The 22,945-nt window shown below is 70.3% G+C and carries 20 protein-coding genes; 7 read left to right on the top strand and 13 right to left on the bottom strand.

Translation table 11 applies throughout. From position 1 onward, the window contains the following. The first annotated feature begins 22 nt into the window (after positions 1–22). The 3 genes from EJ357_RS21155 to EJ357_RS21145 all read left to right on the top strand — a co-directional run bounded on the left by EJ357_RS21155 (position 23) and on the right by EJ357_RS21145 (position 3,678). Positions 23–910, top strand: a complete 888-nt coding sequence (locus tag EJ357_RS21155; protein ID WP_126393169.1) for a hypothetical protein — start codon at positions 23–25, stop codon at positions 908–910. A 70-nt stretch (positions 911–980) separates the two neighbouring features. After that, positions 981–1,592: a TetR/AcrR family transcriptional regulator gene (locus EJ357_RS21150; RefSeq protein ID WP_126393168.1), complete on the top strand. Its 612-nt coding sequence runs from the start codon at positions 981–983 to the stop codon at positions 1,590–1,592. A gap of 67 nt (positions 1,593–1,659) precedes the next feature. After that, positions 1,660–3,678, top strand: a complete 2,019-nt coding sequence (locus tag EJ357_RS21145; protein ID WP_126393167.1) for a HelD family protein — start codon at positions 1,660–1,662, stop codon at positions 3,676–3,678. A 33-nt stretch (positions 3,679–3,711) separates the two neighbouring features. On the opposite strand, the gene EJ357_RS21140 is transcribed toward EJ357_RS21145, so the two are convergent. Further along, positions 3,712–4,551, bottom strand: coding sequence for a nitroreductase/quinone reductase family protein (locus EJ357_RS21140; protein ID WP_126393166.1), 840 nt, complete (start codon positions 4,549–4,551; stop codon positions 3,712–3,714). A gap of 201 nt (positions 4,552–4,752) precedes the next feature. Between EJ357_RS21140 and EJ357_RS21135 the strand changes: the two genes are divergently transcribed. Beyond that, positions 4,753–5,283, top strand: a complete 531-nt coding sequence (locus tag EJ357_RS21135) for an HAD domain-containing protein (RefSeq protein ID WP_126393165.1) — start codon at positions 4,753–4,755, stop codon at positions 5,281–5,283. Here EJ357_RS21135 and EJ357_RS21130 read toward each other — a convergent pair. Then, positions 5,252–6,145, bottom strand: coding sequence for an NAD(P)-dependent oxidoreductase (locus EJ357_RS21130; RefSeq protein WP_126393164.1), 894 nt, complete (start codon positions 6,143–6,145; stop codon positions 5,252–5,254). The two genes, EJ357_RS21135 and EJ357_RS21130, sit on opposite strands and share 32 nt — an antisense overlap. A gap of 64 nt (positions 6,146–6,209) precedes the next feature. Between EJ357_RS21130 and EJ357_RS21125 the strand changes: the two genes are divergently transcribed. Beyond that, positions 6,210–6,563 carry a winged helix-turn-helix transcriptional regulator gene (locus EJ357_RS21125; RefSeq protein ID WP_126393163.1) on the top strand — a complete coding sequence of 118 codons (354 nt, stop codon included), beginning with the start codon at positions 6,210–6,212 and terminating at the stop codon, positions 6,561–6,563. Between the two features lie 125 nt (positions 6,564–6,688). Here EJ357_RS21125 and EJ357_RS21120 read toward each other — a convergent pair whose 3' ends face one another. After that, positions 6,689–7,624 carry an NAD-dependent epimerase/dehydratase family protein gene (locus EJ357_RS21120; RefSeq protein ID WP_126393162.1) on the bottom strand — a complete coding sequence of 312 codons (936 nt, stop codon included), beginning with the start codon at positions 7,622–7,624 and terminating at the stop codon, positions 6,689–6,691. Positions 7,625–7,743: 119 nt separating this feature from the next. Beyond that, the gene (locus EJ357_RS21115; protein ID WP_126393161.1) at positions 7,744–8,748 is read right to left on the bottom strand and encodes an esterase/lipase family protein; all 1,005 of its coding nucleotides are present in this window, start codon (positions 8,746–8,748) and stop codon (positions 7,744–7,746) included. A gap of 240 nt (positions 8,749–8,988) precedes the next feature. Between EJ357_RS21115 and EJ357_RS21110 the strand changes: the two genes are divergently transcribed. Further along, positions 8,989–9,822, top strand: coding sequence for an NAD(P)H-binding protein (locus EJ357_RS21110; RefSeq protein ID WP_126393160.1), 834 nt, complete (start codon positions 8,989–8,991; stop codon positions 9,820–9,822). 48 nt (positions 9,823–9,870) lie between these two features. Here the strand turns inward: EJ357_RS21110 and EJ357_RS21105 are convergent, their stop codons facing one another. The 5 genes from EJ357_RS21105 to EJ357_RS21085 all read right to left on the bottom strand — a co-directional run bounded on the left by EJ357_RS21105 (position 9,871) and on the right by EJ357_RS21085 (position 13,883). After that, a complete protein-coding gene (locus tag EJ357_RS21105) occupies positions 9,871–10,614 on the bottom strand; it encodes a VOC family protein (protein WP_126393159.1) in 744 nt (247 codons plus the stop codon). 144 nt (positions 10,615–10,758) lie between these two features. Then, the gene (locus EJ357_RS21100) at positions 10,759–11,337 is read right to left on the bottom strand and encodes a Clp protease N-terminal domain-containing protein (protein WP_228473115.1); all 579 of its coding nucleotides are present in this window, start codon (positions 11,335–11,337) and stop codon (positions 10,759–10,761) included. A 134-nt stretch (positions 11,338–11,471) separates the two neighbouring features. Then, positions 11,472–11,945, bottom strand: a complete 474-nt coding sequence (locus EJ357_RS21095) for a hypothetical protein (protein ID WP_175647464.1) — start codon at positions 11,943–11,945, stop codon at positions 11,472–11,474. Next, a complete protein-coding gene (locus EJ357_RS21090) occupies positions 11,942–12,397 on the bottom strand; it encodes a DUF6228 family protein (protein WP_175647463.1) in 456 nt (151 codons plus the stop codon). The genes EJ357_RS21095 and EJ357_RS21090 overlap by 4 nt, the downstream gene beginning before the upstream one ends. A gap of 214 nt (positions 12,398–12,611) precedes the next feature. Further along, positions 12,612–13,883, bottom strand: a complete 1,272-nt coding sequence (locus EJ357_RS21085; protein WP_126393158.1) for an acyltransferase family protein — start codon at positions 13,881–13,883, stop codon at positions 12,612–12,614. Positions 13,884–14,163: 280 nt separating this feature from the next. Between EJ357_RS21085 and EJ357_RS21080 the strand changes: the two genes are divergently transcribed. After that, entirely contained in the window at positions 14,164–17,892 is a 3,729-nt protein-coding gene (locus EJ357_RS21080; RefSeq protein WP_126393157.1) for an nSTAND1 domain-containing NTPase, read from the top strand. Between the two features lie 143 nt (positions 17,893–18,035). On the opposite strand, the gene EJ357_RS21075 is transcribed toward EJ357_RS21080, so the two are convergent. Genes EJ357_RS21075 through EJ357_RS21060 form a run of 4 tightly spaced genes read right to left on the bottom strand, consistent with a single transcriptional unit; the run spans position 18,036 to position 22,825 of the window. Then, entirely contained in the window at positions 18,036–18,956 is a 921-nt protein-coding gene (locus EJ357_RS21075) for a hypothetical protein (RefSeq protein ID WP_126393156.1), read from the bottom strand. After that, positions 18,953–19,999 carry an ATP-binding protein gene (locus tag EJ357_RS21070; protein WP_126393155.1) on the bottom strand — a complete coding sequence of 349 codons (1,047 nt, stop codon included), beginning with the start codon at positions 19,997–19,999 and terminating at the stop codon, positions 18,953–18,955. Before EJ357_RS21070 ends, EJ357_RS21075 begins: the two co-directional genes overlap by 4 nt. Then, positions 19,990–22,083 (bottom strand): Mu transposase C-terminal domain-containing protein, encoded by a 2,094-nt coding sequence (locus EJ357_RS21065; protein ID WP_126393154.1) that lies wholly within the window; start codon positions 22,081–22,083, stop codon positions 19,990–19,992. Before EJ357_RS21065 ends, EJ357_RS21070 begins: the two co-directional genes overlap by 10 nt. Then, positions 22,049–22,825: a TnsA-like heteromeric transposase endonuclease subunit gene (locus tag EJ357_RS21060; RefSeq protein WP_126399749.1), complete on the bottom strand. Its 777-nt coding sequence runs from the start codon at positions 22,823–22,825 to the stop codon at positions 22,049–22,051. Before EJ357_RS21060 ends, EJ357_RS21065 begins: the two co-directional genes overlap by 35 nt. Positions 22,826–22,945 lie beyond the last annotated feature (120 nt).

Genomic DNA, 22,945 nt, shown 5'->3' with positions numbered 1-22,945 from the left:
TCGCACGGGGGAGGGGCTGCGCATGTCCGGTGGGGGGAGCAGGCGGCCTGACGAGGGTGTGGGCGAACGGCTGAAGAGATTCCAGGCGCGCTACGAGCCCATCGCCACACGTCTGCTGCTGCTCGGCATCTTCGTCACGGGACTGACCGCCCAGTTCGTGAAGCCCGTCGGTGACGCCCTGGAGGGCAAGGCTTTCCTCGGCGGCGCGCTGCTCAGCCTGGTGGGCTATGTGCTGTACGACACCGTGAAGGACCTGGCCGCCTCCCTCCGGACGCCGACGCGCGCACAGGTGAAGTCACGGGACCTCGGCACGTTCGTGACCGAGGCCTTCGAGGCGCGAAACGTGGAGATCAGCTTCCTCGGCTACACGGGCGAGACGCTCTACAACGCGCTCTACCACCGTCTGGAGGGCTTCCTCGACGATCCGGGGCCCACGAGGCGCGTCTCGGTCAGGTTCCTGATCCCGGACTTCCGGCAGCCCATGATCGTTCCGTCTCGGGTGGGTGCGGACGGCGCACCCGTCGACGACGAGGAGTTCCGCAAGCGCCTGGAGCTGAAGTGCCAGGACTACGACCGGTCGTTGTCGGCGATCGCACAGCGGCTGACCATGGTGGGGCGGGTGACGGTCGAGTGCGAGTACCGCTTCTACCCCGGCATACCGCGGGACAAGGTGTGCATCTTCAACCGGGAGCTGGTGCTGCACGGTCTCTACGACATGGCCGCCCGCACCATGGGCTTCGGCCCGGAGCCCGAGTACTACGACCCCAAGGGCTACCGCACGGACCTCAACGTCTGGTCCCGCGAGGACAGCGACGACGCGAAGGCGGCCGTCGCGACCTGGAACAAGCACTTCGACGACCTGTGGGGTCTGGCCGAGCGGCCGCCCTGGCACCGGGGTGCGGCGGCCTGAGCCGCACCGCAGCGCTCCGCGCTCGAGCAGCAGGACCTGGCCGGCCAAAGGTGGCCCGTACGCTCGGAGCATGAGCGACACCGGCCTGCGCCAGCGCAAGAAGCAGCGGATGTACCAAACCCTGTCCGACACCGCCGTCAGCCTCTTCCTGGAGAAGGGCTTCGACGCCGTCTCCGTCGCCGAGGTGGCGGCCGCTGCCGAGATCTCCAAGCCGACGCTCTTCCGGTACTTCCCGACGAAGGAGGATCTCGTCCTGTACCGGTTCGCCGACCACGAGGGCGAGGCCGCGCGGGTCGTGCGGGAGGGGCCCTCGCCGGTGGAGGCGCTGCGGCGGCATTTTCTGGACGGGCTGGAGCGGTTCGATCCGATCACCGGGCTCAATGACGATCCGCACGTGCTCGCCTACCAGTCGATGCTGTACGGGACTCCCGCGCTGGCCGCCCGTCTGTACGGCTACCTCGAACGCTCCGAGGCCGCGCTCGCCGAGGCGCTCGGCGGAGGGCTGGACGCGCGGCTGGCGGCCGGGCAGATCGTCGCCGTGCAGCGGGTGCTCGCGCTGGAGAACTGGCGGCGGATCGCGGCGGGGGAGCGGGCGGCCGAGGTGCGCGGGGACGCGGTGGCGGCGGCCGAGCGGGCGTTCGGACTGTTGGAGACGGGGTTGCCGCGGCTGACCGTCCGGTGAGGGCCGACGCGGTTGAGGCTCGGTAAAATATTTAACTCGGTTACGTTTTTTCGGTACGCTCGGTGGAATGACGTCGACCGACCCTGCCCTGCGCCACGCCCTCCGCGACGAACGCGCCCACCACGACCGCTGCCGCGCCGCCCTCGCCGCCATGGTCGACGGGGCCCAGGAACACGTCGTCACCGGCGAGGACGTCTCCGCCTCCGGTGCCGACGCCGAAGTGCTGGGGTATCAGCTGCGCAGCCGCGCGAAGGAGATGCGCGAGCTGCCCGAGGGGCCCCTGTTCTTCGGGCGGCTGGAGACCGATCGGCAGAGCCTGCACATCGGACGGCTGCGGATCACCGAGCGCCCGGCCGACCCGCCGCTGGTCGTCGACTGGCGGGCTCCCGTTTCCCGCGCCTTCTACCAGGCCTCCGCCCGTGACCCGCAGGGCGTCGCGGTCCGGCGACGGTTCGGCTGGGCGCCCGGCAGCCGTGGGGACTCCGCGGACCTCACCGGGCTGGAGGACGAGCACCTGAACCGGGGCGAGTCGCGGGCCAGCGAGATCGTCGCCCGGGAGATCGAGCGGCCCCGCGTCGGGCCCATGCGGGACATCGCGGCCACCATCCAGCCCGAGCAGGACGATCTCGTACGAGGGGATCTCGCCCTGTCGGTGTGTGTGCAGGGCGCGCCCGGTACCGGCAAGACCGCCGTCGGCCTGCATCGCGCCGCCTACCTGCTCTACACCCACCCGCAGCGCATCCGCCGCGGCGGCCTGCTGATCCTCGGCCCCAACCGGACCTTCCTGACGTACATCTCCCAGGTTCTTCCGGCCCTCGGCGAGACGGGCGTGCGGCAGTCGACGCTCGGGGAGGAGATCGCCCGCAGTCCGGTGCGGGCGGTGGACGGTGAGCGGGCGGGTGTCGTCAAGCATGACGTCCGGATGGCGGAGGTGCTGCGCCGGGCGCTGTATGCCCGGGTGGGTGACGCCGGCGGGGCCCTCGACTCCCTTGTCGTTCCCGACGGTTCGTATCGGTGGCGGGTTTCGGCGGACGAGCTGGGGCGGATCGTCGCGGGGGTGCGGGCCGAGGAGCCGCCGTATGCCGTCGGGCGCGAGCGGGTGCGTACGCGGGTCGTACGGCGGATCCAGGAGCAGGCCGAGCGGCGGGCCGGGCCGCAGAACGGCGCGTGGGTGCGGAGGATCTCGGGGGCGCGGGCGGTCGGGGCGTATGTCGACGCCGTGTGGCCGCGGGTCCGGCCCGAGGAGGTCGTGGCCGAGCTGTTCACCGATCAGGAGGTACTGGAGGCCGCGGCCGACGGGCTGCTGGACGGCGACGAGCGCAAGGCGCTGCTGTGGGCGAAGCCGCCGCGGTCGTGGAAGTCGGCGCGCTGGTCGGCCGCCGACCTGGTGCTGCTCGACGAGGTGGCCGGGCTCATCGAGCACCCGAAGGGGTACGGCCATGTCGTCGTCGACGAGGCGCAGGACCTGTCGCCGATGGAGTGCCGGGCGATCGCGCGGCGGGCGGTCTTCGGGTCGGTGACCGTCCTGGGGGATCTGGCGCAGGCGACGACGCCCTGGGCCGCGCGGTCCTGGGAGACGGTGCTGCGGCATCTGGGCAAGCCGGACGCGGTGGTCGTGCCGCTCACGGCGGGGTTCCGGGTGCCCGGGGCCGTGCTGGCGCTGGCCAACCGGTTGCTGGAGCGGCTGGACGTGGAGGTGCCGGCGGCCCGTTCGCTGCGGGGGAACGGCGAGCTGCGGTTCCGGGCGGCCGACGGCGATCTGGTGGGCGCGGTCGTGGATGCCGTACGGGACGCGCTGGGCCGGGAGGGGTCCGTGGGGGTCGTCGCCGCCGACGGGGACGTGGGGCGGGTGCGGGAGGCGCTGGGGGCGGCCGGGATCGCGGTGGGGGGTGCGGACGAGCTGGGGGCGCGGGTGGCGGTCGTGCCGGCGAGTGTGGTGAAGGGGCTGGAGTACGACCATGTCGTCGCCGTGGAGCCGGCCGCGATCGTGGACGCGGAGGAGCGGGGGTTGCACCGGCTGTATGTGGTGGTGACGCGGGCGGTGGCGGGGTTGGAGGTGGTGCACGGGAGGCCGCTGCCGTTCTGAGGGGCGACGGGGACAACGGCCTCCCATCAGGCGTTACGCGGCGTCGAGCACCGGTATCAACTGCTCCTCCTCGTACGTCAGATGCGCCTCCAGCTCCGCCGTGAGGCGCTCCACCTCGGCGCGGGCGGCGGCCGGCTCCGGGTGCTCGGCGGTCACGACGCGCCGCAGGTCCTCGACCAGGCCGGCGATGCGCTCGTGCTCCTCCCGGAGGCGGGCCAGGGCGGGGGCGAGCTCGGGGCGGCTGTCGGCGAGGAACGGGAACATGCCCAGGTCCTCGCCGGTGTGGTGGTTGTGGAGGCCGGCGCAGAAGGTGAGGCAGTTGACGCGGAGCTGGGCGCCGAGGGTGGCGCCGCCCTTGGCCATCTCCTCGCGGATCAGGGCGAGTTCGCGGCGGAAGACGTCGTGGACGACCCTGATGGCCTCGCCCATGGAGGACGCGTTGATGTTCGGCGGGCCGCCCTGGGCGATCTCGTGCAGGGCCACGACGGGGATCACCCGCCGTGTCTTCTCCTGGTACGCCGCCCAGCCCGGGTCCGCCTCCACGGCCCGCGCGAACGCCCGGTCCCGCTCGTCGCCGTCGAGGACGACAGCCCGCGCCTCGTAAGTGAACGCGCCGCTCTCGACGGTGACTTGGGGGTTGGCGACGAGGTTGTGGAACCACGCCGGGTGGCTGGGGGCGCCGGCCGCCGAGGCGATGACCAGGACGCGGTCGCCGCCGTCGGGGAGGTAGCCGACGGGGGTGGTGTGGGGGCGGCCGGTGCGGGCGCCGGTGGTGGTGAGCAGCAGGAGCCGGGCGCCCTCGAAGTAGCCGCCGACGCGGCCCTTGTTGGCGCGGAACTCCTCGATGACCTGCTGATTGAAGTCGTTGGGCATGCTCTGCTTTCTGTGTCTCTTACTCTGTCGCTGGTTTCCGTACGGAGGGAAGGCGAAGAGAAAGAGGCGGGCTCCTGGCCCGCCGCCGCGACCTCACTCAGAGGCCGGGCAACACCCAACTCGCTCACGGCACACGGCCGACCCGGCAGTCATGGAGCTGACGGTAGCGCAGCGGCCCGGCCGGGGGAGATTCTTTTTCCGATGCCTCCTTTCGCCCTTCTCTTCCTGGATGTCGACGGAACGCTCATCCCCTTCGGGGCGGAGCGACCGTACGCACTGCACGAACCGCCCCACCCCCTGCCCGGGACGGTCACCCACCCCCTCCTCGCCCGCATCGACCCCGCACTCGGGACCCGACTGGCCCGGCTCGCCGAACTCGGCTGCGAGCCGGTGTGGGCCACGACCTGGATGAACGACGCGAACACCGCCGTCGCACCCTGGCTCGGACTGCCCCCGCTGCGAGTGGTGGACTGGCCGGAGGAGGGCGCAGAACCCCGGCTCGGGCCCCGCGGCCTGCACTGGAAGACACGGCCCCTCGCGGCCTGGGCCGCCGGCCGCCCCTTCCTCTGGGTCGACGACGAGATCACCGACGCCGACCGGGCCTGGGTGGCCGGCCACCACCCCGCGCCCGCCCTCCTCCACCGGGTCGACCACCGCTACGGCCTCACCGACCGGGACTTCGCGGTCCTGGAGGAGTGGATCACCGCAGGTGGCGGCCCAGGAGTTCGGTGACCCGCATGAAGCCGTCCGTACCGTGGCCGAGGGCGATGACCCGGCGGGCGAGTCCTTCGGCGGCGCGGATCACGCCCGCCTCGATGCCGTGGGACTCGGAGGCCTCGACGATGTGCGCCATGGTGGAGACGCCGGAGGTGATCGGGTTGAGCTCGCCGGAGTAGGTGCCGTCGTCGACGTCGCCCGCGAACTCCTCGAAGAGCGGCGGCAGGATCGCACCGATTCCCTGGGCGAACGGGACGAGTTCGCGCGCGGTGATGCCCTCGGCCCGGGCCACGGCCAGGGCGTGTGCGTAGCCGGCCATCGCCGTCCAGAAGATGTCGAGCAGGGCGATGTCGTAGGCGGCGGCCCGACCGATGTCCTCGCCGAGGTGGGTGTGGGTGCCGCCGAGCGCGTCGAGGACGGGCCGGTGCTCGCGGTAGAGCTCCTCCGGGCCGCTGTGGATGAACACCGCGTCGGACGTGCCGATCGTCGTGGTCGGCGTCATGATCGCGCCGTCCAGGTAGCGGATGCCGTGCGCGGTGGCCCAGTCGCCCGTGTCCCGGGCCCGGGCCGGGGTGTCGGCGGTCAGGTTCACGACCGTACGGCCCTTGAGCGCGTCGGTGACCGGGTCCTGCCGCAGTACGGCGTCGGCGGCGTCGTAATTCACCACGCAGACGACGGTCAGGGGACTGGCGGCGACCGCCTCCGCCGGGGACGCGGCGGAGGCGGCACCGCGGTCGAGGAGCTCCCGGTCCCGGCCCGGGGTGCGGTTCCAGACGGTGACCCGCAGCCCCGCGTCCAGGAACGCGCCCGCCAGGGCCCGGCCCATCGGGCCCAGACCGAGGACGGTGACGGCCGATTCGCCGACGTAGGTGGACATGACTCAACTCCCTGTAGGGTGGCGATAATTGATGACAAAAGGGGTGTCGTATGAGGGGTGGGACATGACGCATCGGCGCCACGACCCGAACGTGTGCGGGGTGACCGCCGCGATCTCCGTGATCGACGGCAAGTGGAAGACGTCGCTGCTGTGGCTGCTGGAGGACGGCCCCCGCCGCCCGGCGGAACTGCGCCGCAGGCTGCCGGGCCTCAGCGAGAAGGTGCTGACCCAGGCGTTGCGCGAGATGGAGACGGACGGGCTGGTGCATCGGGAGGTGTACGACGTCCTGCCGCCGAAGACGGTCTACTCGCTGACCGGTTTCGGCCGCGACCTGGCCGAGGCGCTCGGCCCGCTGTCGGACTGGGGCCACCGGCGCCTGGATCGCATGACCGGCGGCCGGCCGGTCTCCCTTCCCTGAATCTCCCCTCCGTCCGTCATCCGCCCCTCGTCCGTCCGGGCACCTCGTCGATCACCCACATCAAGGGTCCGACGACGGTCGCGCGCTGCCAAGTACGCACAAAAAAGTGGGTATCGGGGGTACGGCTACGACCGTGCCAGCTCCTCCCGGAAGCCCTGGCGCCACGACGGATAGCGCGGCTCCCAGCCGAGCTCGCGCCGGGCCTTGGCGTTGGAGAACCCCCGCCCCTCGGTCATCATCGTCACCACCACGTCCCCGGCGAGCAGCCGGGCCAGCCACTTGGGGACCCGCAGCGGAGGCTTCGCCCCGGCGCATTCGGCCAGATACGGCAGCCACTCACTGGCCGGCGCCGGTTCGTCGTCGACGATGTTGAACACCCCCCTCGCCCGCTGCTCCACGGCCAGGACGGTGGCGCTCGCCGCGTCGTCGAGATGCACCCAGGAGCAGTAGCCGGTACCGCCCCCGACCAGCGGGAACTGCCGTTTGCGGACGAGTTCGACCTGGTCGTCGGTGGCGCCCGGCCCGTAGAACCCGCCGTAGCGCAGGACCGTCCCGTCGGCCTTGAGGACCACGTCCTGGATGTGCCGGACCGCCTCCCCCAGCGCGCGCAGCCTGCCCGTCTCCACGGGCAGCGGGTCCTCCTCCGTCTTCACCCAGCCGCCCTCCCGGATTCCGTTCCAGATGGCGGCGCTCTGCGCGACGACATGGGGGCCGCCGGTCGCCGCCGCGGCGGCCAGCAGGTGGTCGGTCCCCTCGGTGCGCAGCCGGTTGGTGGTGGCGAACCACCGGTCGAAGTGCCTGATGTCAGGCTTGCCGGAGTGCGGTGCGGAGATCGCCGTCATCTGGTGCACGATCACGTCCGGCCGGGCCGCCGCCACCGCCGCGGTGACGGACGGGCCGTCGAGCCCGTCCATCACGACGCCCTCCGCGCCCATCCGCTTCACCAGGTCGAGCTTGGCCGCGCCCGTCGTCGTGGCCGTCACCTGGTGCCCGCGCTCCACCAGCCGCGGCACCAGGCGCCGTCCGATGACCCCGGTCCCGCCTGCGACGAACACCCGCATGACACTCACCGTCCCGAGTCCGGAATACGTCTGTGAAACCTAGGACGAGACGGCCCGCCCGTGGTGTGACATGGCGGGGAGGCGGCGCTTCCCCGGGACAGTGGTCCGTACGCCTGGCCTCAGCCGCCGAGCACGGGCAGGGAGAGACCGCACTGGACGGGCTCGGCGTGGGCGGGGTCGAGGGCGTTGCTCACGAGCTGGGCGGCGTTGGTGTCGTAGGCGAGGGACAGGTGCTCGGAGAGGTCCTCGGGGCAGATGTCCTGGATCGTGATGTTGCGGACGGTCGCGCGCGGGCCTGCGGTGAGGAACTGGTTCGTGTAGGGGGTGACGACCTCGTCGAGCCGGGTGGCAATGACCGTGTAGTCGACCCCGGGCTGGGTGTCTCCGTCCCGGTCCAGCTTCCTGTTCACTTCCGAGCCGACCATCTGGTCCGACCAGGCCTGGCCGACCAGGGCGGACACCGCAGGGTTGAGACCGAGCTTGGTGACCAGTGTGCCGAGGCCCAGGGCGGTCGTGCCGTGGTTGGACGGCGCCAGGCCGATGAGGCTGTGCACCTTGTTCCGCTTCGGATGCGCGGCATCGGTGCCGCCCTCGAACCGCAGATACCAGCGGGGTGTCACACCGCCGCCCTGGGAGTGCCCGACGAGGTCGACCTGGCGGGCACCGGTGGCCTTGAGCACGCGGTCGACGTAAGCGGCGATCTGCCGGGCGGAGACCGGGACGGGGCCGCTGGCCTTGAACGGACTGCCCGGCGCGCCGCCGTAGTTGGGGGCGAAGACGCAGTAGCCCTGATCCTTCAGCCACGGGGCCAGCATGCTCCAGTCGGAATAGGCGTTCGTCCAGGTCGCGTGCACCAGTACGACCGGGCGCGGATGTTCGCGCGTGGGACGGCAACTCCAGTCGTCGGCTCCGGCCGGCGGCGCGTCCGGGTGGAGGAACCCCTTGGTGAATGCCGCGGGGACGTCGAGGAGCCGACCCGGCGGCCGCGGCGGCGCGGGAGTGCCGGACGCCGTCGCCACGCCCGGAAGAACCGCGGTCAGCGACAGGGCGAGCCCCGCGCAGACCGCGGCCCACCTGGCGCGCAGCCGGTTCGACCGTCCCCGGGATGCATTCCGATCCGCCACGCGCCGCTCCTCGCCTCAGGCCGGCCGAGCGCCGACGCGAAGATGATCGAGGAGCGGATCCGCCCAGGACCCAACAGCCGCTCGCGGTACTACTTATGGAGCAAGCCGCTTTCATCCGTCCAGCCCACGGGAGACGAGGGGTGCGGAGCCGCGCCTCACCTCCTTGACCTCAAGCGGAGTTGGGGTTCTAGCGTGCGGTGGACGTGATCACCGGCTGACCACAGAGACGAGACGACGACGATGATCCTCGTGACCGGCGCGACCGGAAACATCGGCAGTGCTCTGCTGGAGGAGTTGCACCTGGCCGGCGCGGCCCCCGTGCGAGGCCTGACCCGTGACGCGGCTCGGGCCCCGTTTCCCGAGGGCGTCGAAGCAGTCGAGGGCGATCTCGCGCGGGCGGATTCCCTGAAGGCCGCGTTGGAGGGGGCGCGCTCGCTGTTCCTGCTGTCGGGGATGGGCGCGGAGGCCGAGGTCCTGGCGGCTGCCCGGCAGGCCGGCGTGGAGCATGTGGTGCTGGTGTCGTCGATCACGGTGCAGACCCATCCGCATCTGCCCGCGGCCGGCCGGAACCTGGCCGTCGAGCGGCTGCTCAAGGACAGCGGCATGGCCTGGACCGTCCTGCGGCCGACGCAGTTCGCCTCGAACACCTTGTGGTGGGCGCCGGCGATACGCGAGCAGGGCGTGGTCCGGGCGCCGTACCCGGACATCGGGCTCCCCGCCATCCACCCCGCGGACATCGCGGCGGTGGCCCGCGCGGCGCTGACCGGGCCGGGCCACCAGGGGCGGACGTACGTACTGACCGGGCCGGCACCCGTCACGGCCCGTCAGCAGGTCGCGGCCATCGCCGCGGCGTCGGGGCGGGAGGTGTCCCTCGTCGAGATCAGCCGGGAGGAAGCCCACCGGCAGATGGCCTCCCTCATGGGAGACGAGACCGCGGACGCGGTCCTCGACCTGATGGGCGGGGACGTCAATGACGACCTGCTGACGGTGCACGACACCGTCTGGGGGGTCACCGGGTCCGCGGCCAGGCCGTTCCGGCAGTGGGCGTCGGACAACGCCGCCGCCTTCCGCTGAGAGCTCCCGGAAGTCCCCTCGTCCAGGGCAGGCCGGACGAGTGTCCGGTCAGGGCAGGGCGAGGACGCAGAACTCGTGGCCCTCCGGGTCGGTCAGGCACGTCCACGGGACGTCGCCCTGGCCGAGGTCGAGGTCGGTGGCGCCGAGGGCCCGCAGACGGGACACCTCCGCTTCCTTGTCGTCACCGGGGTACGGCAGCAGGTCGAGGTGGATGCGGTCCGGCACGGTCTTCACGCCGGGCGTGCGGAGGAACTCGAGATACGGGCCGACACCCTTGGGGGAGCGGAACAGCGCATGCTCGTCGGTCACCTCGTGCAGGGTCCAGTCCAGCGCCTCACCCCAGAACCGCGCCATGGCCCGCGGATCCGCACAGTCGACCACCATCACGGCGACCGGCCCGGTGTCCCGGTGGATCTCCCGCGGCTCCAGCACGCAGAACTCGTTGCCCTCCGGGTCGGCGAGGACCGTCCACGGCACATCCGCGCCCTGGCCCACGTCGACGGGCCTTGCCCCGCGGTCCTTCAGACGTGCGATCAACTCCGCCTGATGGGCCGCGGAGGTGGTGGCGAGATCGAAGTGCACACGGTTCTTCGTCGCCGTCTTGGGCTCCGGGACGGGAACGACGTCGATGCCGACGACGACCGGGTCCGGCCAGACGAGGCCGCCGGCAGGGCCGACGTAGGTGCTCACGCCGGCGCTGTAAGCACTCCAGCCGAGCGCTTCCGCCCAGAACCGGCCGACCGCCGAGGCGTCAAGAGCCTTGATGTTCAGATGAGCGGGTCGCAGTGCCATGCCGACGATCCTAGGGACCCGCCCGGCATCGGCATCCGCCGGTATCGTCGCCGAACAGAGATCGACTCGCTCTCCCGGCCGCCGTGCTCGGCTCGCCGACCAGTGCGCTCAGCCCTGGCGGGTGGGCCGCTTGTCCTGTCTCACTCAAGTCCGGGCAGGAAGCCGTGCTCTCGCGGTCCGGCGGCCAGGCCCTGTCGTTTGGATCATGCCGACCCGAACGACAGGGCCTAGTGGTCGCCGGACCGCGATGGGCTCAGGCGTCTGCAGGTGTGGCGTGAGTCCGATCAGCAGGTCGTCGCAGTCGATGCGGTCGGAGTCGTTCCGCTCGGACCGTGTCTGCGCGATGGCGATGGCTTTGCGGGAGTAGGGCGTCCAAGCGATGCGCTCGGCTGCCTGGGAGGCGCCCATGCTCAGCCGGGTTCCGACGGATCGGTGGACCGTCTCCGGCGAAACGTTGGCGGCACGCAGGAGGCGGGTGGCGCTGTTGTCCTGCGCCGTCAGTCCCCAGAGCAGGTGCTCGGTGCCGATGTGGGCGCCGATGTCCGTCCATGAGTTGCCGTGCATCCGGCAGTGCTCGACGTAGTCCTCGACCAGGTCGTCCGCCAGTGCCTGCATCTGGCCGGCGAGTTGGCCGGCGACCGTCAGCAGGGCGAGCCAGTCGGGCTGTTCCTGTCCGTCGGGGCGGTGTGCGGTGTCGCCCAGATCTCCGGACAGCCCGGACATCGCGGAGGCAGGACGGCTGTCCCGTCTCTCTAGAAGTGGGCCATCCCGGTGCGCTGACCTGGGGTGGTTCAGGTTAACTGAGGGGGGACAGGCTGACTCGTTTCACTCAACCTGAGCAGTGTGCGCTGTCCGGACTACGTGTCTTGGGGATGCCGATGAGTGCGCCAGAGACGTCTGAGGGCTTCGAGTTCGGTTCGGGGGAAGTGCTCACCCCACTTGCCTCGGTAGCCGCTCTCGCCATAGGTCTGTGCGACCTCGTCGAAGCAGCGGATCACGGCGCGGGCGAGCTGGTCGATGCCGAGCTGACTCGACCAGATCTCGGCTCCCTTGTTGTCGTGGTCGCTGCCGTCGCGCAGTTCGAGCACGCGGATCCAGGTGTCCTCGCCTTCGCGGTAGAAGATCCACCGGTAGGCGGTCGGCTCGGCCTCGAACTGGGCACGGGTCTCTGCCTCACCGGCGACGAGCCGGGCCACCGCATTCAGAAACTCCTCGGGCGCATTGCTGATGTAGGACGCGGTGAGCTCGACTTTCGCCTGGTGATCTTCAAGGGTGCAGTCGGCCCACCCGGATCCCGCCAGCATCCAAGTGATGCGCATGCCGGATGTCACGGCTGCTCCCCGGTGAGGAAGTTCCTGACATCGGCCGCCAGGGAAGCCATCTCCTCGCCGGCCTCCAGCCAGGTGGTCACCGAGGCTCCCCAGCCGCCAGCGGTCTGTGGCCAGGGCCGCAAGGCCCAGGTCAGCCCAACGTGGCCGCCGGAACGGAAGACGGCCGACACTGCCAGGTCTCGGTCGTTGGTCTGCCAGCTCCGTTCGCCGTCCCATCCCTGGTAGTCCGCGGCGAGCGCTTCCAGGAACGTGGTGAGATCGCTGTCCCAGATCCAGGCGACGACCTCGTTGACGCGAGCGGTCAGGCCCGGGGCCCGCAGCTCGACGGCATAGTGCACGGAGTCCGCGTCGAAGCTGAACCGATCGCAGAAGGTCACGCCGACGGAGGCGTTGTCCTGGCAGCGGATGGTCACCCTGGGCTTGTCGTCGGTGTTGTCGTCCGGGGAGGTCATGGGCGGAACGCTAGGTCAGCGTCGCGTTCGACGTCATCGGGATTTTCCCCTTTCAGGGCTCTGAACCGCCCCGGTTCGAATGGAGAAGGTCCTGTAGGGAGAGGAGGTTGCCGCCCCATGGTCAGGTTCTGGCTCCCCAGAGGACGGTCCGCGCCGGGTCGGGTACCCACACGTCAGCAGTGGCGCTGCAAGGGCGGTGCGGCACGGCCGCTCGTCACGGTGGCTGCACGCGATGGGCCAACCTGCGGCCCCAGGTCTGGCTCGGTGCTTCGATGAAACGATAGGTCAGCACGCACAAGGGCAGCAGCACAATGAAGAACGCTACTTCGAGCGGGAGATTGTCCTGCCGCCGGCGGCCGATCGTGCTGTCGATCACCGCCAGCAGCACCGGATGCACCAGATAGACCGAGTAGCTGATCGTTCCCAGTCCGGTCAGCAGACGCGGTATGCGTCGGCGACGCGAGGCCAGTCCGGCGCCGAAGGTGAGCACAGCCAGTAGGAATGCGACGATCCAGCCGCGCCGTGTGAAGTGGTCACCGTCGCCGTACCGGTACGCACTCCCCATGGCACAGGCGACCACCATGACGGCAGTGCCCGCCGCGTACCTCCAGGTGCTCTGACCGTTCTCGGCACGGTAGACGGCGGTGCCGAGGAACATCACCGCGAGGATCACCAGACCCTCCCACAGCGGTACCGTGCCGTTGAATGCGGCCAGGACGAGCGCCAGCACCCCACCCAACGCGCCCCCGAGCACCCGGAGTACAGGTGACCTGGCGCTCGCACAACAGATGGCGACCACCATGGCGATCGAGGCGAACGCGATCAGGGGACCGGTGCCGACCATGCCGGACAGGGCAGAGGCCGGCAGCACGGCCCCTGCCGTCACGCTCACAGCGGCGAGCACGGCCAAGATGACGGCGACCGCCGCGGGCCGCTGGTGAAGGCGGACTGTGAAGAGGGCGACGACCAGCAAGTAGAAGGCCATCTCGTACGAGAGCGTCCACAGGACCAGCAGGAGATTGGGTGTCCCCAGCAACTCCTGGAGCATGGTCACGTGGGCGACAGCCACCATGGCAGCGCTCTGCTGACCGAAGTCACGCATCTCCGCAATGCCCAAGAGGTTGACGGCAAGGAGCACAGTGACGACAGCCGCCCACAGCGGGTACACACGGAAGATCCGCCCGATCCAGAACGTCCGGACGCAGCCTCGGCGCTCCAGCGACGCGGGGATGATGTAGCCGCTCACCAGGAAGAACACCATGATGCCGTAGCGGCTGGTGTTGAACTGCGGCATCAACTCCCGCCGGAAGTCCGCCATGAAGGTGTACGACGAATGGTCGAACACCACGACGAGCGCGGCGAGGCCGCGCAACGCATCCAGCCAGCCCAACCGCGACGGACCGGCCTTCGCCACGATTCTAAGTAATCGTGAAGTAACAGAGGGTGAGTCGTCCGGTGAAGTGGGGACGACGGGTGGGGATTCCATGCGTGGACAAAATCCTCTGTGGTGAGGTGTGGTTGGGCTCGTCGTGGGGGCGTGCCGACGTGGTCCGCAATGGGCGGGTGAGAACGCCGAGGGGCGAAGTAGACCTCCGCTTGCAGGCCGCCCTGACGCTCGCATCACCGAGTTCAGCGGCTGGAGCATTGTTCGGCAGTACCGTTCTGGCGGCCGAACAATGACGGGATGCGCGGGCCGTTCGGGTGTCATAGGGGTGCATGGGTCGGCTGCTCGCTCTGAGGCAGGGACAGCTGGAGGGGGAGAGGGCGTGGCGGGTCGTCGTGAGGTGCCGGTGGATCCGGCGGCGGGTCCGGTGCAGCGGTTCGCGTTCGAGTTACGCAAGCTGCGGGCGGAGGCGGGCGGGGTCACCTACCGGGCGCTGGCCCAGCGGGCGGGCTACTCGGTGACCACGCTGTCGCAGGCGGCAGGGGGTGAGCAGCTGCCGACGCTGGCGGTGGCCCTGGCCTATGTGCGCGGCTGCGGCGGCGATGCGGTGCAGTGGGAGGCCCGGTGGAAGGAGGCGGTGGAGGAGTCCGCCGGTGACGGCTCTCGGGGCGACGACGGAACACTCCCGCCGTACCGGGGCCTGGCGCGGTTCGAGCCCGGTGACAGCGCCTTGTTCTTCGGTCGGGAACAGCTCACCGCCGACCTGGTAGACCTGCTGAGCCGTCGGCGGTTCGCGGCGGTCTTCGGCCCTTCCGGCAGCGGCAAGTCCTCCCTGCTGCGGGCCGGCCTGGTACCCGTCCTCCGGCAGGCTCAGGAGCCGGACCTGCGTCCGGCCGCGATCCGCATCCTGACCCCGGGCGAGCGCCCCGCCCGCACCCACGCTCCTCTCCTCACACCCGCAGTTCCCGGCGACGGCAGTGCCGGGGCGGACACGTTCGTGATCGTCGACCAGTTCGAGGAGGTTTTCACCCTCTGCCGCGATGCCACCGAGCGTGCCCGCTTCATCGACCTGCTGCTGGCCGCCCGGCAGCCCGAAAGCCGCTTACGGGTGCTGTTGGCCGTGCGCGGCGACTTCTACGGCCGCTGTGCCGAGCACCGCGCCCTGGCCGACACACTGCGCGATGCCAACCTGCTGGCCGGTGCGATGAGCCCGGCGGAACTGCGCGACGCTGTCGTCAAGCCGGCCACGGCCGCTGGACTGACCGTGGAACGCTCCCTTACGACCCGGCTGGTCAAGGAGGTCGCCGACGAGCCGGGCGGGTTGCCGTTGCTGTCCCACGCGTTGCTGGAGACCTGGCGCCGCCGCCGTGGCAAGACGCTGACCATCGCGGGCTACGAGGCGGCGGGATGCCTGGACGGCGCGATCGCCAAGACCGCCGAGCAGATCTACGGCCGGTTCACCGAAGACCAGGCGGCTGCTGCCCGCCGGGTGTTGCTGAGGCTGATCGCCCCCGGTGACGGCACTCCCGACACCCGCCGTTCCGTCGAGCGCTCCGAACTGTCCGGCACCGAACGGGATGACACCGCCCAGGTCTTGGAGGCACTCGCCGAGGCACGGCTGCTCACCCTAGACGGCGACACGGTCGAGTTGGCCCACGAGACCCTGATCACGGTTTGGCCCCGGCTGTGCGGGTGGATCGAGGAGGACCGCGAACGCCTGCGGGTGCACCGGAACCTGACCGATGCGGCCCACGCCTGGCAGGAACTGGGCCGCGAGGACGGAGCCTTGGTCCGGGGAAGTCGGCTCGCCGCCGCCCAGGAACACTTCGGCGGTGCACCGCGCGAGGACCTGACCGACTTGGAGCACGCCTTCCTCGAAGCCAGCCGTGACCACGAGCAGAAGGGGCGTCGCCGGTACCGGCTGGTGCTGGCCGCGGTCACTACCGCCCTGTGTCTCGCCCTCGTCGCCGCTGGCGTCGCTGTGGGGCAGTGGCAGAGCGCGGTCACCGCCCAGCACCTGGCCCAGTCCCGGCAACTGGCCGCTCAGTCCAGTGCGTTGCTTGACTCCGAACCGGACCTCGCCTCACTGCTCGCTGTCCACGCGTACCGCACCAGCCCGACCCGCGAAGCCACCGCCGCCCTGTATGCCGCTGCGGCGCTACCGCTGCGCAAGCGCCTGACCGGCGGCACCGAACCCGTGGACGCCATCACGCTCAGCCCGGACGGACGGACCCTCGCCGCGCACAGCGGAGACGGCACGGTGCGGATTTGGGACCTGCCCGGAGGCCGGGTCCGACGAGCCTTGTTCACTGGCCACAACACCAGCAGCGAAGCCGCGGCGTTCAGCCCCGACGGACGCACCCTCGCCGTCGCTACCTCCGGGGGCACCGGCGCGGTGGTAGGCCTGTGGGATCCGGTCACCGGCAGGAAACTCAGAACCCTCACCGCCCCCGATGGTTCGGTACGTGGGATGGACTTCAGCCCTGACGGTCGTGCCGTGGCCGTGTCCTCGCCGGCGGCTGTACGGGTATGGGACGTGGCCACCGGGCGCAAGCGGCACAGCTTCACCAGCCGTACCGACGACCCGGAGGCGGTGGCCTTCGGCCCTGACGGTCGTGCCGTTGCCGCGATAAGCGGCAACGGAGTGGTGCGGGTGTGGGATATGGCCACCGGTCGAACTCGCACTGTCCACGACAGGCAGATCGAGCGTGGGCTGGGTTTCAGCCCCGATGGCCGGACATACGCGGTTGGCCACACCGACGGTTCGGTGCAACTGCGGGAAGTGGCGACCGGCCTCGTCCGGCGCACCATCAGGGATGGCCGCATGAAGGCGAACCAGGTGGCCTTCGCCCCGGACGGGCGGACCCTCGCCATCCCGGGCCCTGGGGACACGGTCCGACTGTGGGACACCGCCTCCGGCACGGCGCGGGCCACCGTGACCGCCGGTCACCAGGGACGCGGGCTCATGGCAATGGCCCTCGGCGCGGACGGCCGCACTCTGGTCACCAGCAGCTACTCGGAACCCACCATCCGCGTCCACCGCCTCTCCGCTGATCAGCCGCTGATAACTCTGCGGGGCCTTGCCGGCACGTCCGTTGATGACATGACCTTCAGTGCGGACGGACGCATGGTGGCCACGGTTCACCAAGGCCCGCCCGGCCGTGGGTCGGTACAGGTCTGGGATGTCAGGACCGGCGATCGCAAAGCCACACTGGCGCTCGACACCGACCTGGCCCTCCGAGGAAAGCAACTGCCTTCCTCGGTTTGGCGCCTCGGAGCTGCGGGGTTCAGCCCGACCGGGCGTGCCCTGGCCGCAAGGGCCAGGAAGGCCGGGGCGGTGATCGAGGTGCGGGACGTCGCCACGGGCGGCCTTTACCAAGTCCGTGCCCTGGGCGCCATCAGGGCGGTCTTCAGTCCCGACGGGACGCGGCTCGCCGTCGCCGGCGGGAAGGGATGGGTGCGGATCTGGCGCCTTTCTACGGGCGCGCTGCACACCGTCCGCACCGGCCACGGCCAATCGGTCAGAACGTTGGCGTTCACCCCGGACGGCCGCACCCTTGCCGTGGTGAACGTCGAGGACAGCGGCGGCGACCAGGTCACGCTGCTCGACGCCGCTACCGGCCGCACACAGCGCACCATCAAGCCGAGCAGCCGGAGCCCGCTGACCCTCGCGTTCAGCCCGGACGGACACACCTTGGCCACCGCAAGCGCCGGCAGCGGACTCGTGGAGACGTGGGATGCGCGCACCGGTCGGCTCCAGGACAGCTTCAGTACCAGCGGTGAGGTGGAGTCCCTGGCTTTCAGCTCCGATGGCCGCACCCTGGCCACAAGCAGCGCCAGAGGCGTCCAGTTGTGGGACCTCGCCACCAGTCAGCCCAGACGCACCTTGCCGACCCCCTTGCCTGGAGTGGTGGCGTTCAGCCCGGACGGACGCACCCTGGCCATCAGTACTGGCAGCTCCGTCGAACTGTGGAACGTCGACCTGCCCGACCCGGCCCGCGCGATCCGCACCATCTGCGAGGCCATCGACGCCGCTCTCACCCCTCAGGAACAGTCCCGCTACCTGCACGACCAGTCAGCTAGGACCGGCTGCCCGCCAGCTGGGCGATAGGACCTCACTGCAACACCACATGATTCGAGCACCGGACCCAGGAGTCGACCTTGGTGAGGCGCTGGCCAGCACCGGCCGGGCCGGGAGCGGAATGACGGTGGCTGCAGCGCCCAAGTGGGACGGTTTTCGGGCTTGTGTCTCACTCACCCGGAGGGAACAGGCTCAGAACGGTTGGTCGTGTTGCCTCCGCCAGGGTTTCCGGCCGCGTCCTGGATGGTGTGCGCGATGGTGCGGAGCTGCTGGATGAACCAGGGCTTTGCCGTTGTGCGCAGAGGGCTCTCGTTGGGGAGCCGACGTGTGAACTCCGCGTGGAAGGCCCGGAAGTCTTCCTCGTTGGTGGACATGGCCAGGCGGCGCCAGTACGGAGAGGCGTAGAGGGCCATGGTCGTGACGATCTCCGGATAGACCGCGGCATAGCGTTTGGGGTCCCAGGGCCGGACGCTGCGGGCAGGGCGGGGTTGGAGCCGGACGAGGCGGCGGGAGCGGTCGCTGATCCGGTAGCCGTGCTGTATGAGGACGTGCCAGAACAGGGAGATCTGCGCGTAGCACGGGTTGAGCACGTGGGGGCCGTGGCGGCGAAGGAGCCTGTAGTGGCGCTGTTGGGCGGCGACGATCTCGGGGAGGTCGGCGAGGTCGAACTGGGTGGCGGGGGACTCGACGGCCCGGCCGATCCAGAGGCGGTGGGGGACGCAGACCTGTTCGTGGTGCTTCGACATCCAGACCATGACGCCCTGGTCCGGGTTGCCAGTCCTGCGGGCGACGCAGCGGCGGCAGGCCCACCGGATGGTCGCAGCGAAGGGGCCCTGCGGGAGGTTCCACGCCTGTTTCTCCCAGCGGGGGATCGCGTGCTGGATGCTGGTGCGGGGCTGTCCGCTGAGGACGCTGAGCTGGTCGGTCGGGTCCAGGCGGGAGGTCAGCCAGAGGGAGGGCTGCTGAAGGCGCCGAACGGGCATCGCGTTCGCTGCAGCGAGCCGGTCCAGGAACGATGCCTCGGTCTCCTGCGGGAAGGGTTTCAGTGGACGCGGCAGCGGTCGGAAGACGATGGGTTCGAACCGTGCACTCATCCGGCTGCCCTGCGCGGTTCGGGCGGGGAGTCGGATTCACTGTTGTGGTCGATCCGGATGTCGCGCAGGCCGGTTTTGGTGATGCGTTCGCTGCCGTCAAGGATGGCGGAGACGGCTGCGGCCCGGATCAGATGGGACAGGCTTCCGATCATGCCGCCGGTGCGCTGGTGCAGGTATTTCGCGAGCTTGACCAGAGCGCCGTTCTGGTGCCGGTGCAGGCGGAGGGTTGTTTCCAGGGAGGCGACCAGCGCTTGCCACTCGGCGTTGGGCGGGAAGGCGCCGGTGCGGACGAGGATGCAGCGGCCCCCGAGCTGCTTGCCACGGACTCCGGTGAACAGGCCGGACTTTTCGACGTTGATCCCGGCATAGATGAACGTCGCGGGCAGGTGTTCGGTGAAGTACTTCAGATGGTCGGAGAGATCCTCGCCGGCGGTGGTCGCGTGGTTGAGCAGGTGGATCTCGTCGACCAGGACCAAGTCGGTGCGGGCCTCGATCAGCACCTGGCAGACGGCGCTGGTGACGTCGATGGTGTTGTGCCGCGGGTTGATCACGGGAAGCCCGAGGAACCGGGCGAACTCCAGGGCGAGTTTGCGCGGGGAGCCTTTGGGCGGGGCGGTGATGTAGACAACGGGGATGCGGTCGCTGCCGGGGTAGCGCTGCCGGATACGGAGTTCGTGGGTGCGGCCGAGTTGCTTGAGTGCGGTGGTCTTCCCGGTCGTCCACTGGCCGGAGACGATCATCCCGCGGCGGGCGCCGTGCTCACGCTGGTTGAGCAGGGTCAGCAGCCGTCCCTGATGGGTGATCTCCTTGACCGTGGACGTGCGCACGACCTGGAGTTCGGAGTGGTAGGCGATGCGGGCCTCGTCGTAGGTCTCCCGCAACTGCGGGGACAGGGCCTGCCACTGCTGATCGGGTAGCAGTTCGAAGGTGGCTGGATCGGCTTCCACGAACCGTCGCCAGCCCTCCAGCCGGGTGGAGGGATCGGTCCGGTCATCAGGCAGACCGGCTTCTTCCCCGCCCGGCTCCGCAGCGTTCACCACCACTTCTCCGCCTCCTTGCGCGCATCGAAGATCTCCAGCGGGACGACATCGGCGAGTTCGCCGAGTTCGCCGGCGTCCTCGTCATCCGCCGGTTCCGGCTCCCGCGCGGGCGCCGGCCGCGGCCAGGCGGGCTCGCTGGTGGCCCGGGTGCGGGCAGCGACCTTTCGGTCGCGCCGCCGGGTCGGCCGGTCCCTCCCCTCGGCCCGGCGGCCAGGCTCGTCACCGGGCCCGTCCGAGGCCCGGTCCAGCAGCTCTGCCGCCACCTGTGCGACGGCTTCCTCGTCCGGCTTGCGCTGCCCGCGTTCGGTCAGGATCTGGTGGGCCCGGTCGAAGACCAGCTCGCCCATCGGGACGGGAGACGTGCGCAGGTGGCGCCAGGTCGCGGTGATCCAGCCCGTGCCGTGGTGGTTGCGTACCCAGACGCAGGAGATGTCGTAGGGGTCGTAGTGGACTTCCCAGAGCTTGCCGTCCGGACCTTCCCCCGAGGGCTGACGCCGGAAAGGAGTGAGTCTGGGGGCGTCGTAAGTACGGTTGTTGATCCGCACCCCGCTGCGGCCGATGACCCGCCATTCACGAGGCATGAGCTGGATGTACTCCTCCGGGCTGAGCGCGACGGGGACGTATCCGGCTGCTGACACCAGCGCGGCGTACTTCTCGTTCGGGCTCAGCGGCCGGTCCGGCATCAAGGGATCGCGCAGCCCGTCGTGCGGCCTGGCCTGCCAGACGACGATCCACTCCTGGAGGAGTTCCTGCAGTTCATGGATGGACCAGGCCGCCTGAGCGGCCGGGTCCCTTCCTCGCATCTCGGCACTGCGTCCCGTGTAGCCGGCCACGTACTGGGCGAACATCGTCGACACCGAGCCCAGCGTCCGCTCGATGTGTGGCCTGTCGGTCGGGGTGTCCGGGTGCGCGGGCTGGAACGAGATCCCCAGGTGGCGGCAGGCGTTGCGGAAGTTGTCCGAGATGAACGCCTTGCCGTGGTCGCTGACCACCGTCTCCGGAACGATCACCGGGATCGCGGCGGCCTTGTCCAGCCGCTCGTCCAGCGACAGCAAGGAGGCGTACGGCAGCACGGAGCGCGACATGCGCAAAGCGTCGGACCAGCCGGGCCGCACCGGTTCCGGTGTCATGGCGCGTGCCAGCAGCAGCGCGGCGTCCACCGCCTTCGTCGACGGCCGCAGCACCACTGCGGCCAGCGTCCGGGTAGCCAGGTCAATCAGCCCGGTCAGCTCGCAGCGGTCCACTGTCCCGTCATCGTGGATGACCATGACATCCAGCGGCGTGGAGTCGATTTCCATCACCTCGCCGGGGCGAGCCGCCGTCAGCTGCCTGAACATCCGCTTCGGCTGCTTGCCCAGCGAGCGGCGAGTGCGCGCCGAACCGAAGAGATACTGCCCGGTCGAGATCGCCTCCAGCAGACGGTAGAACGTCGACCTGGACGGCATCCGGACTGCTCCGGCACCGTGCTCGGCGACCAGGAGCCGTTCGACGCGGCGCCGCAGCACCTGCGCGGAGACGGTCGGTTCGTCGGTCCGGCTGCCCGCGACCTTCGCGATCGCGTCGACCACCCGGGGATCGGCCCGGCTCGTGCCGGTGGCGGGCTTGCGCAGCCTGCCGTCCACCAGGCCCGCCACCCCTTCGCTTTCGAAGCGGGACCGCATCCGGCGCAGCGTGCTCAGCCCCACCTCCTCACCGCAGACCCGCAGTTCGGCCAGCTTGGTCAGCTCCCGCTGCCGCAGAGAGTGCACCGTCGGGTCGTACTCGGCCCGCACCGGGACGTTGGTATTGCCGTCCGGTCGGCCGGTGAGCAGCTCGGTCAGGTGCCGCCGCCACCACTCAGCTCGCTGTACTGCTTCCTCTGGCAGGCCCTCCAACACCCCGGCCTCCGGCAGCGGTGGGCGGCTCAGCGCGGTGCTGAGCACGGCGAATCCCTCGGAGGCCAGCAGGTGTCCCAGCAGCACGACACTGGCGACCTGGGCATCATCGACCAGCCGCACCGACGTGCCGTGCAGGGCGGCAATCGTGTGCTCCCGTCCGTCGTAGCGGACCCTGTCACCCAGCGACAGCAGCCGCGGACGCGCCGGCATCCCCGCCCACCTCCTCCGCGACCGCAGGAGCCGGGCCCACCAGCGTGGCCGCCGACAACAGACCCGCCTCCAAGTCCACCGCCAGCTGCCGGCACCAGAGCAAATGGAAGAGCACAGGCAGCACGGCGATCGGATCGCCCACCACACCAACGCCCGCCAAGAGACCCCGGGGCCGGGCGAATGCCGTCCGCAACTTCGCTGCCACCGGCTCTCGCCGTACCCGCGGATGCCGGTATCCCGACAACCAGCGCAGATTCGCCGCCAGCACCGGATCAAGCACACCAACCCGCTCAAAGCCCCAGCCGACCCGCGCGCAGGCCGCTGCCGTGACCTCGAACTTCACCGCGTCCTCGGGCTCGATCCGATCGTCGGGACGCACGTCCAGCACCACTCCGGTGCCGTCCCGACGACGTACGAAGTAGTCCGGCGTATGGCTGATCCGCCGGGCCCGGCCGCCGGACCGCCACGAGAGCCGGAACGGCTGCGACGCCATCGCCACCACACCCGGATCGGAGTCCAGCCGCATCAGTTGACCGAGCTCCACCCACGACTCGTAACCCACCAACTCGGCACCCGTGGCAGCCCAGTACCATCCGGGGAAGCTGCGCTGGCCCCGGTAGGACGGGAACGTCCGCACCTGCCCGGCCGCCTCGAAACGCGACGACCACATCACCTCAAGCGGCCCTCCATGCAGCTCACCTCGAGCGTCGACGTACTCCAGCCAGAAGTCCTCAACCTCCACCAGCCACCCCCACCCGACGCTGACCACGTACAACGACCGTAGGCAACTGGACGCGGCAGTGGCTCAGGAAGAGCGAGACGGATCAGCGGATGGCCAAGGTCGACTGAGACGCAAGCCCGG

It is taken from the genome of Streptomyces cyaneochromogenes (genome assembly GCF_003963535.1).
Taxonomy (GTDB): Bacteria; Actinomycetota; Actinomycetes; order Streptomycetales; family Streptomycetaceae; genus Streptomyces; species Streptomyces shaanxiensis.
The sequence above is the reverse complement of the archived record's forward strand: the minus strand, read 5'-3'. Positions and strand labels throughout refer to the sequence as shown.

Coding starts and splice junctions, on each gene's coding strand:
- EJ357_RS21130 (WP_126393164.1), bottom strand. CDS start 6,145: ATGTCCACCTACGTCGGCGAATCGGCCGTCACCGTCCTCGGTCTGGGC.
- EJ357_RS21105 (WP_126393159.1), bottom strand. CDS start 10,614: ATGGCACTGCGACCCGCTCATCTGAACATCAAGGCTCTTGACGCCTCG.
- EJ357_RS21155 (WP_126393169.1), top strand. CDS start 23: ATGTCCGGTGGGGGGAGCAGGCGGCCTGACGAGGGTGTGGGCGAACGG.
- EJ357_RS21120 (WP_126393162.1), bottom strand. CDS start 7,624: ATGCGGGTGTTCGTCGCAGGCGGGACCGGGGTCATCGGACGGCGCCTG.
- EJ357_RS21085 (WP_126393158.1), bottom strand. CDS start 13,883: ATGGAATCCCCACCCGTCGTCCCCACTTCACCGGACGACTCACCCTCT.
- EJ357_RS21150 (WP_126393168.1), top strand. CDS start 981: ATGAGCGACACCGGCCTGCGCCAGCGCAAGAAGCAGCGGATGTACCAA.
- EJ357_RS21100 (WP_228473115.1), bottom strand. CDS start 11,337: ATGTCCGGGCTGTCCGGAGATCTGGGCGACACCGCACACCGCCCCGAC.
- EJ357_RS21140 (WP_126393166.1), bottom strand. CDS start 4,551: ATGCCCAACGACTTCAATCAGCAGGTCATCGAGGAGTTCCGCGCCAAC.
- EJ357_RS21145 (WP_126393167.1), top strand. CDS start 1,660: ATGACGTCGACCGACCCTGCCCTGCGCCACGCCCTCCGCGACGAACGC.
- EJ357_RS21075 (WP_126393156.1), bottom strand. CDS start 18,956: ATGAGTGCACGGTTCGAACCCATCGTCTTCCGACCGCTGCCGCGTCCA.
- EJ357_RS21135 (WP_126393165.1), top strand. CDS start 4,753: ATGCCTCCTTTCGCCCTTCTCTTCCTGGATGTCGACGGAACGCTCATC.
- EJ357_RS21090 (WP_175647463.1), bottom strand. CDS start 12,397: ATGACCTCCCCGGACGACAACACCGACGACAAGCCCAGGGTGACCATC.
- EJ357_RS21110 (WP_126393160.1), top strand. CDS start 8,989: ATGATCCTCGTGACCGGCGCGACCGGAAACATCGGCAGTGCTCTGCTG.
- EJ357_RS21125 (WP_126393163.1), top strand. CDS start 6,210: ATGACGCATCGGCGCCACGACCCGAACGTGTGCGGGGTGACCGCCGCG.
- EJ357_RS21065 (WP_126393154.1), bottom strand. CDS start 22,083: ATGCCGGCGCGTCCGCGGCTGCTGTCGCTGGGTGACAGGGTCCGCTAC.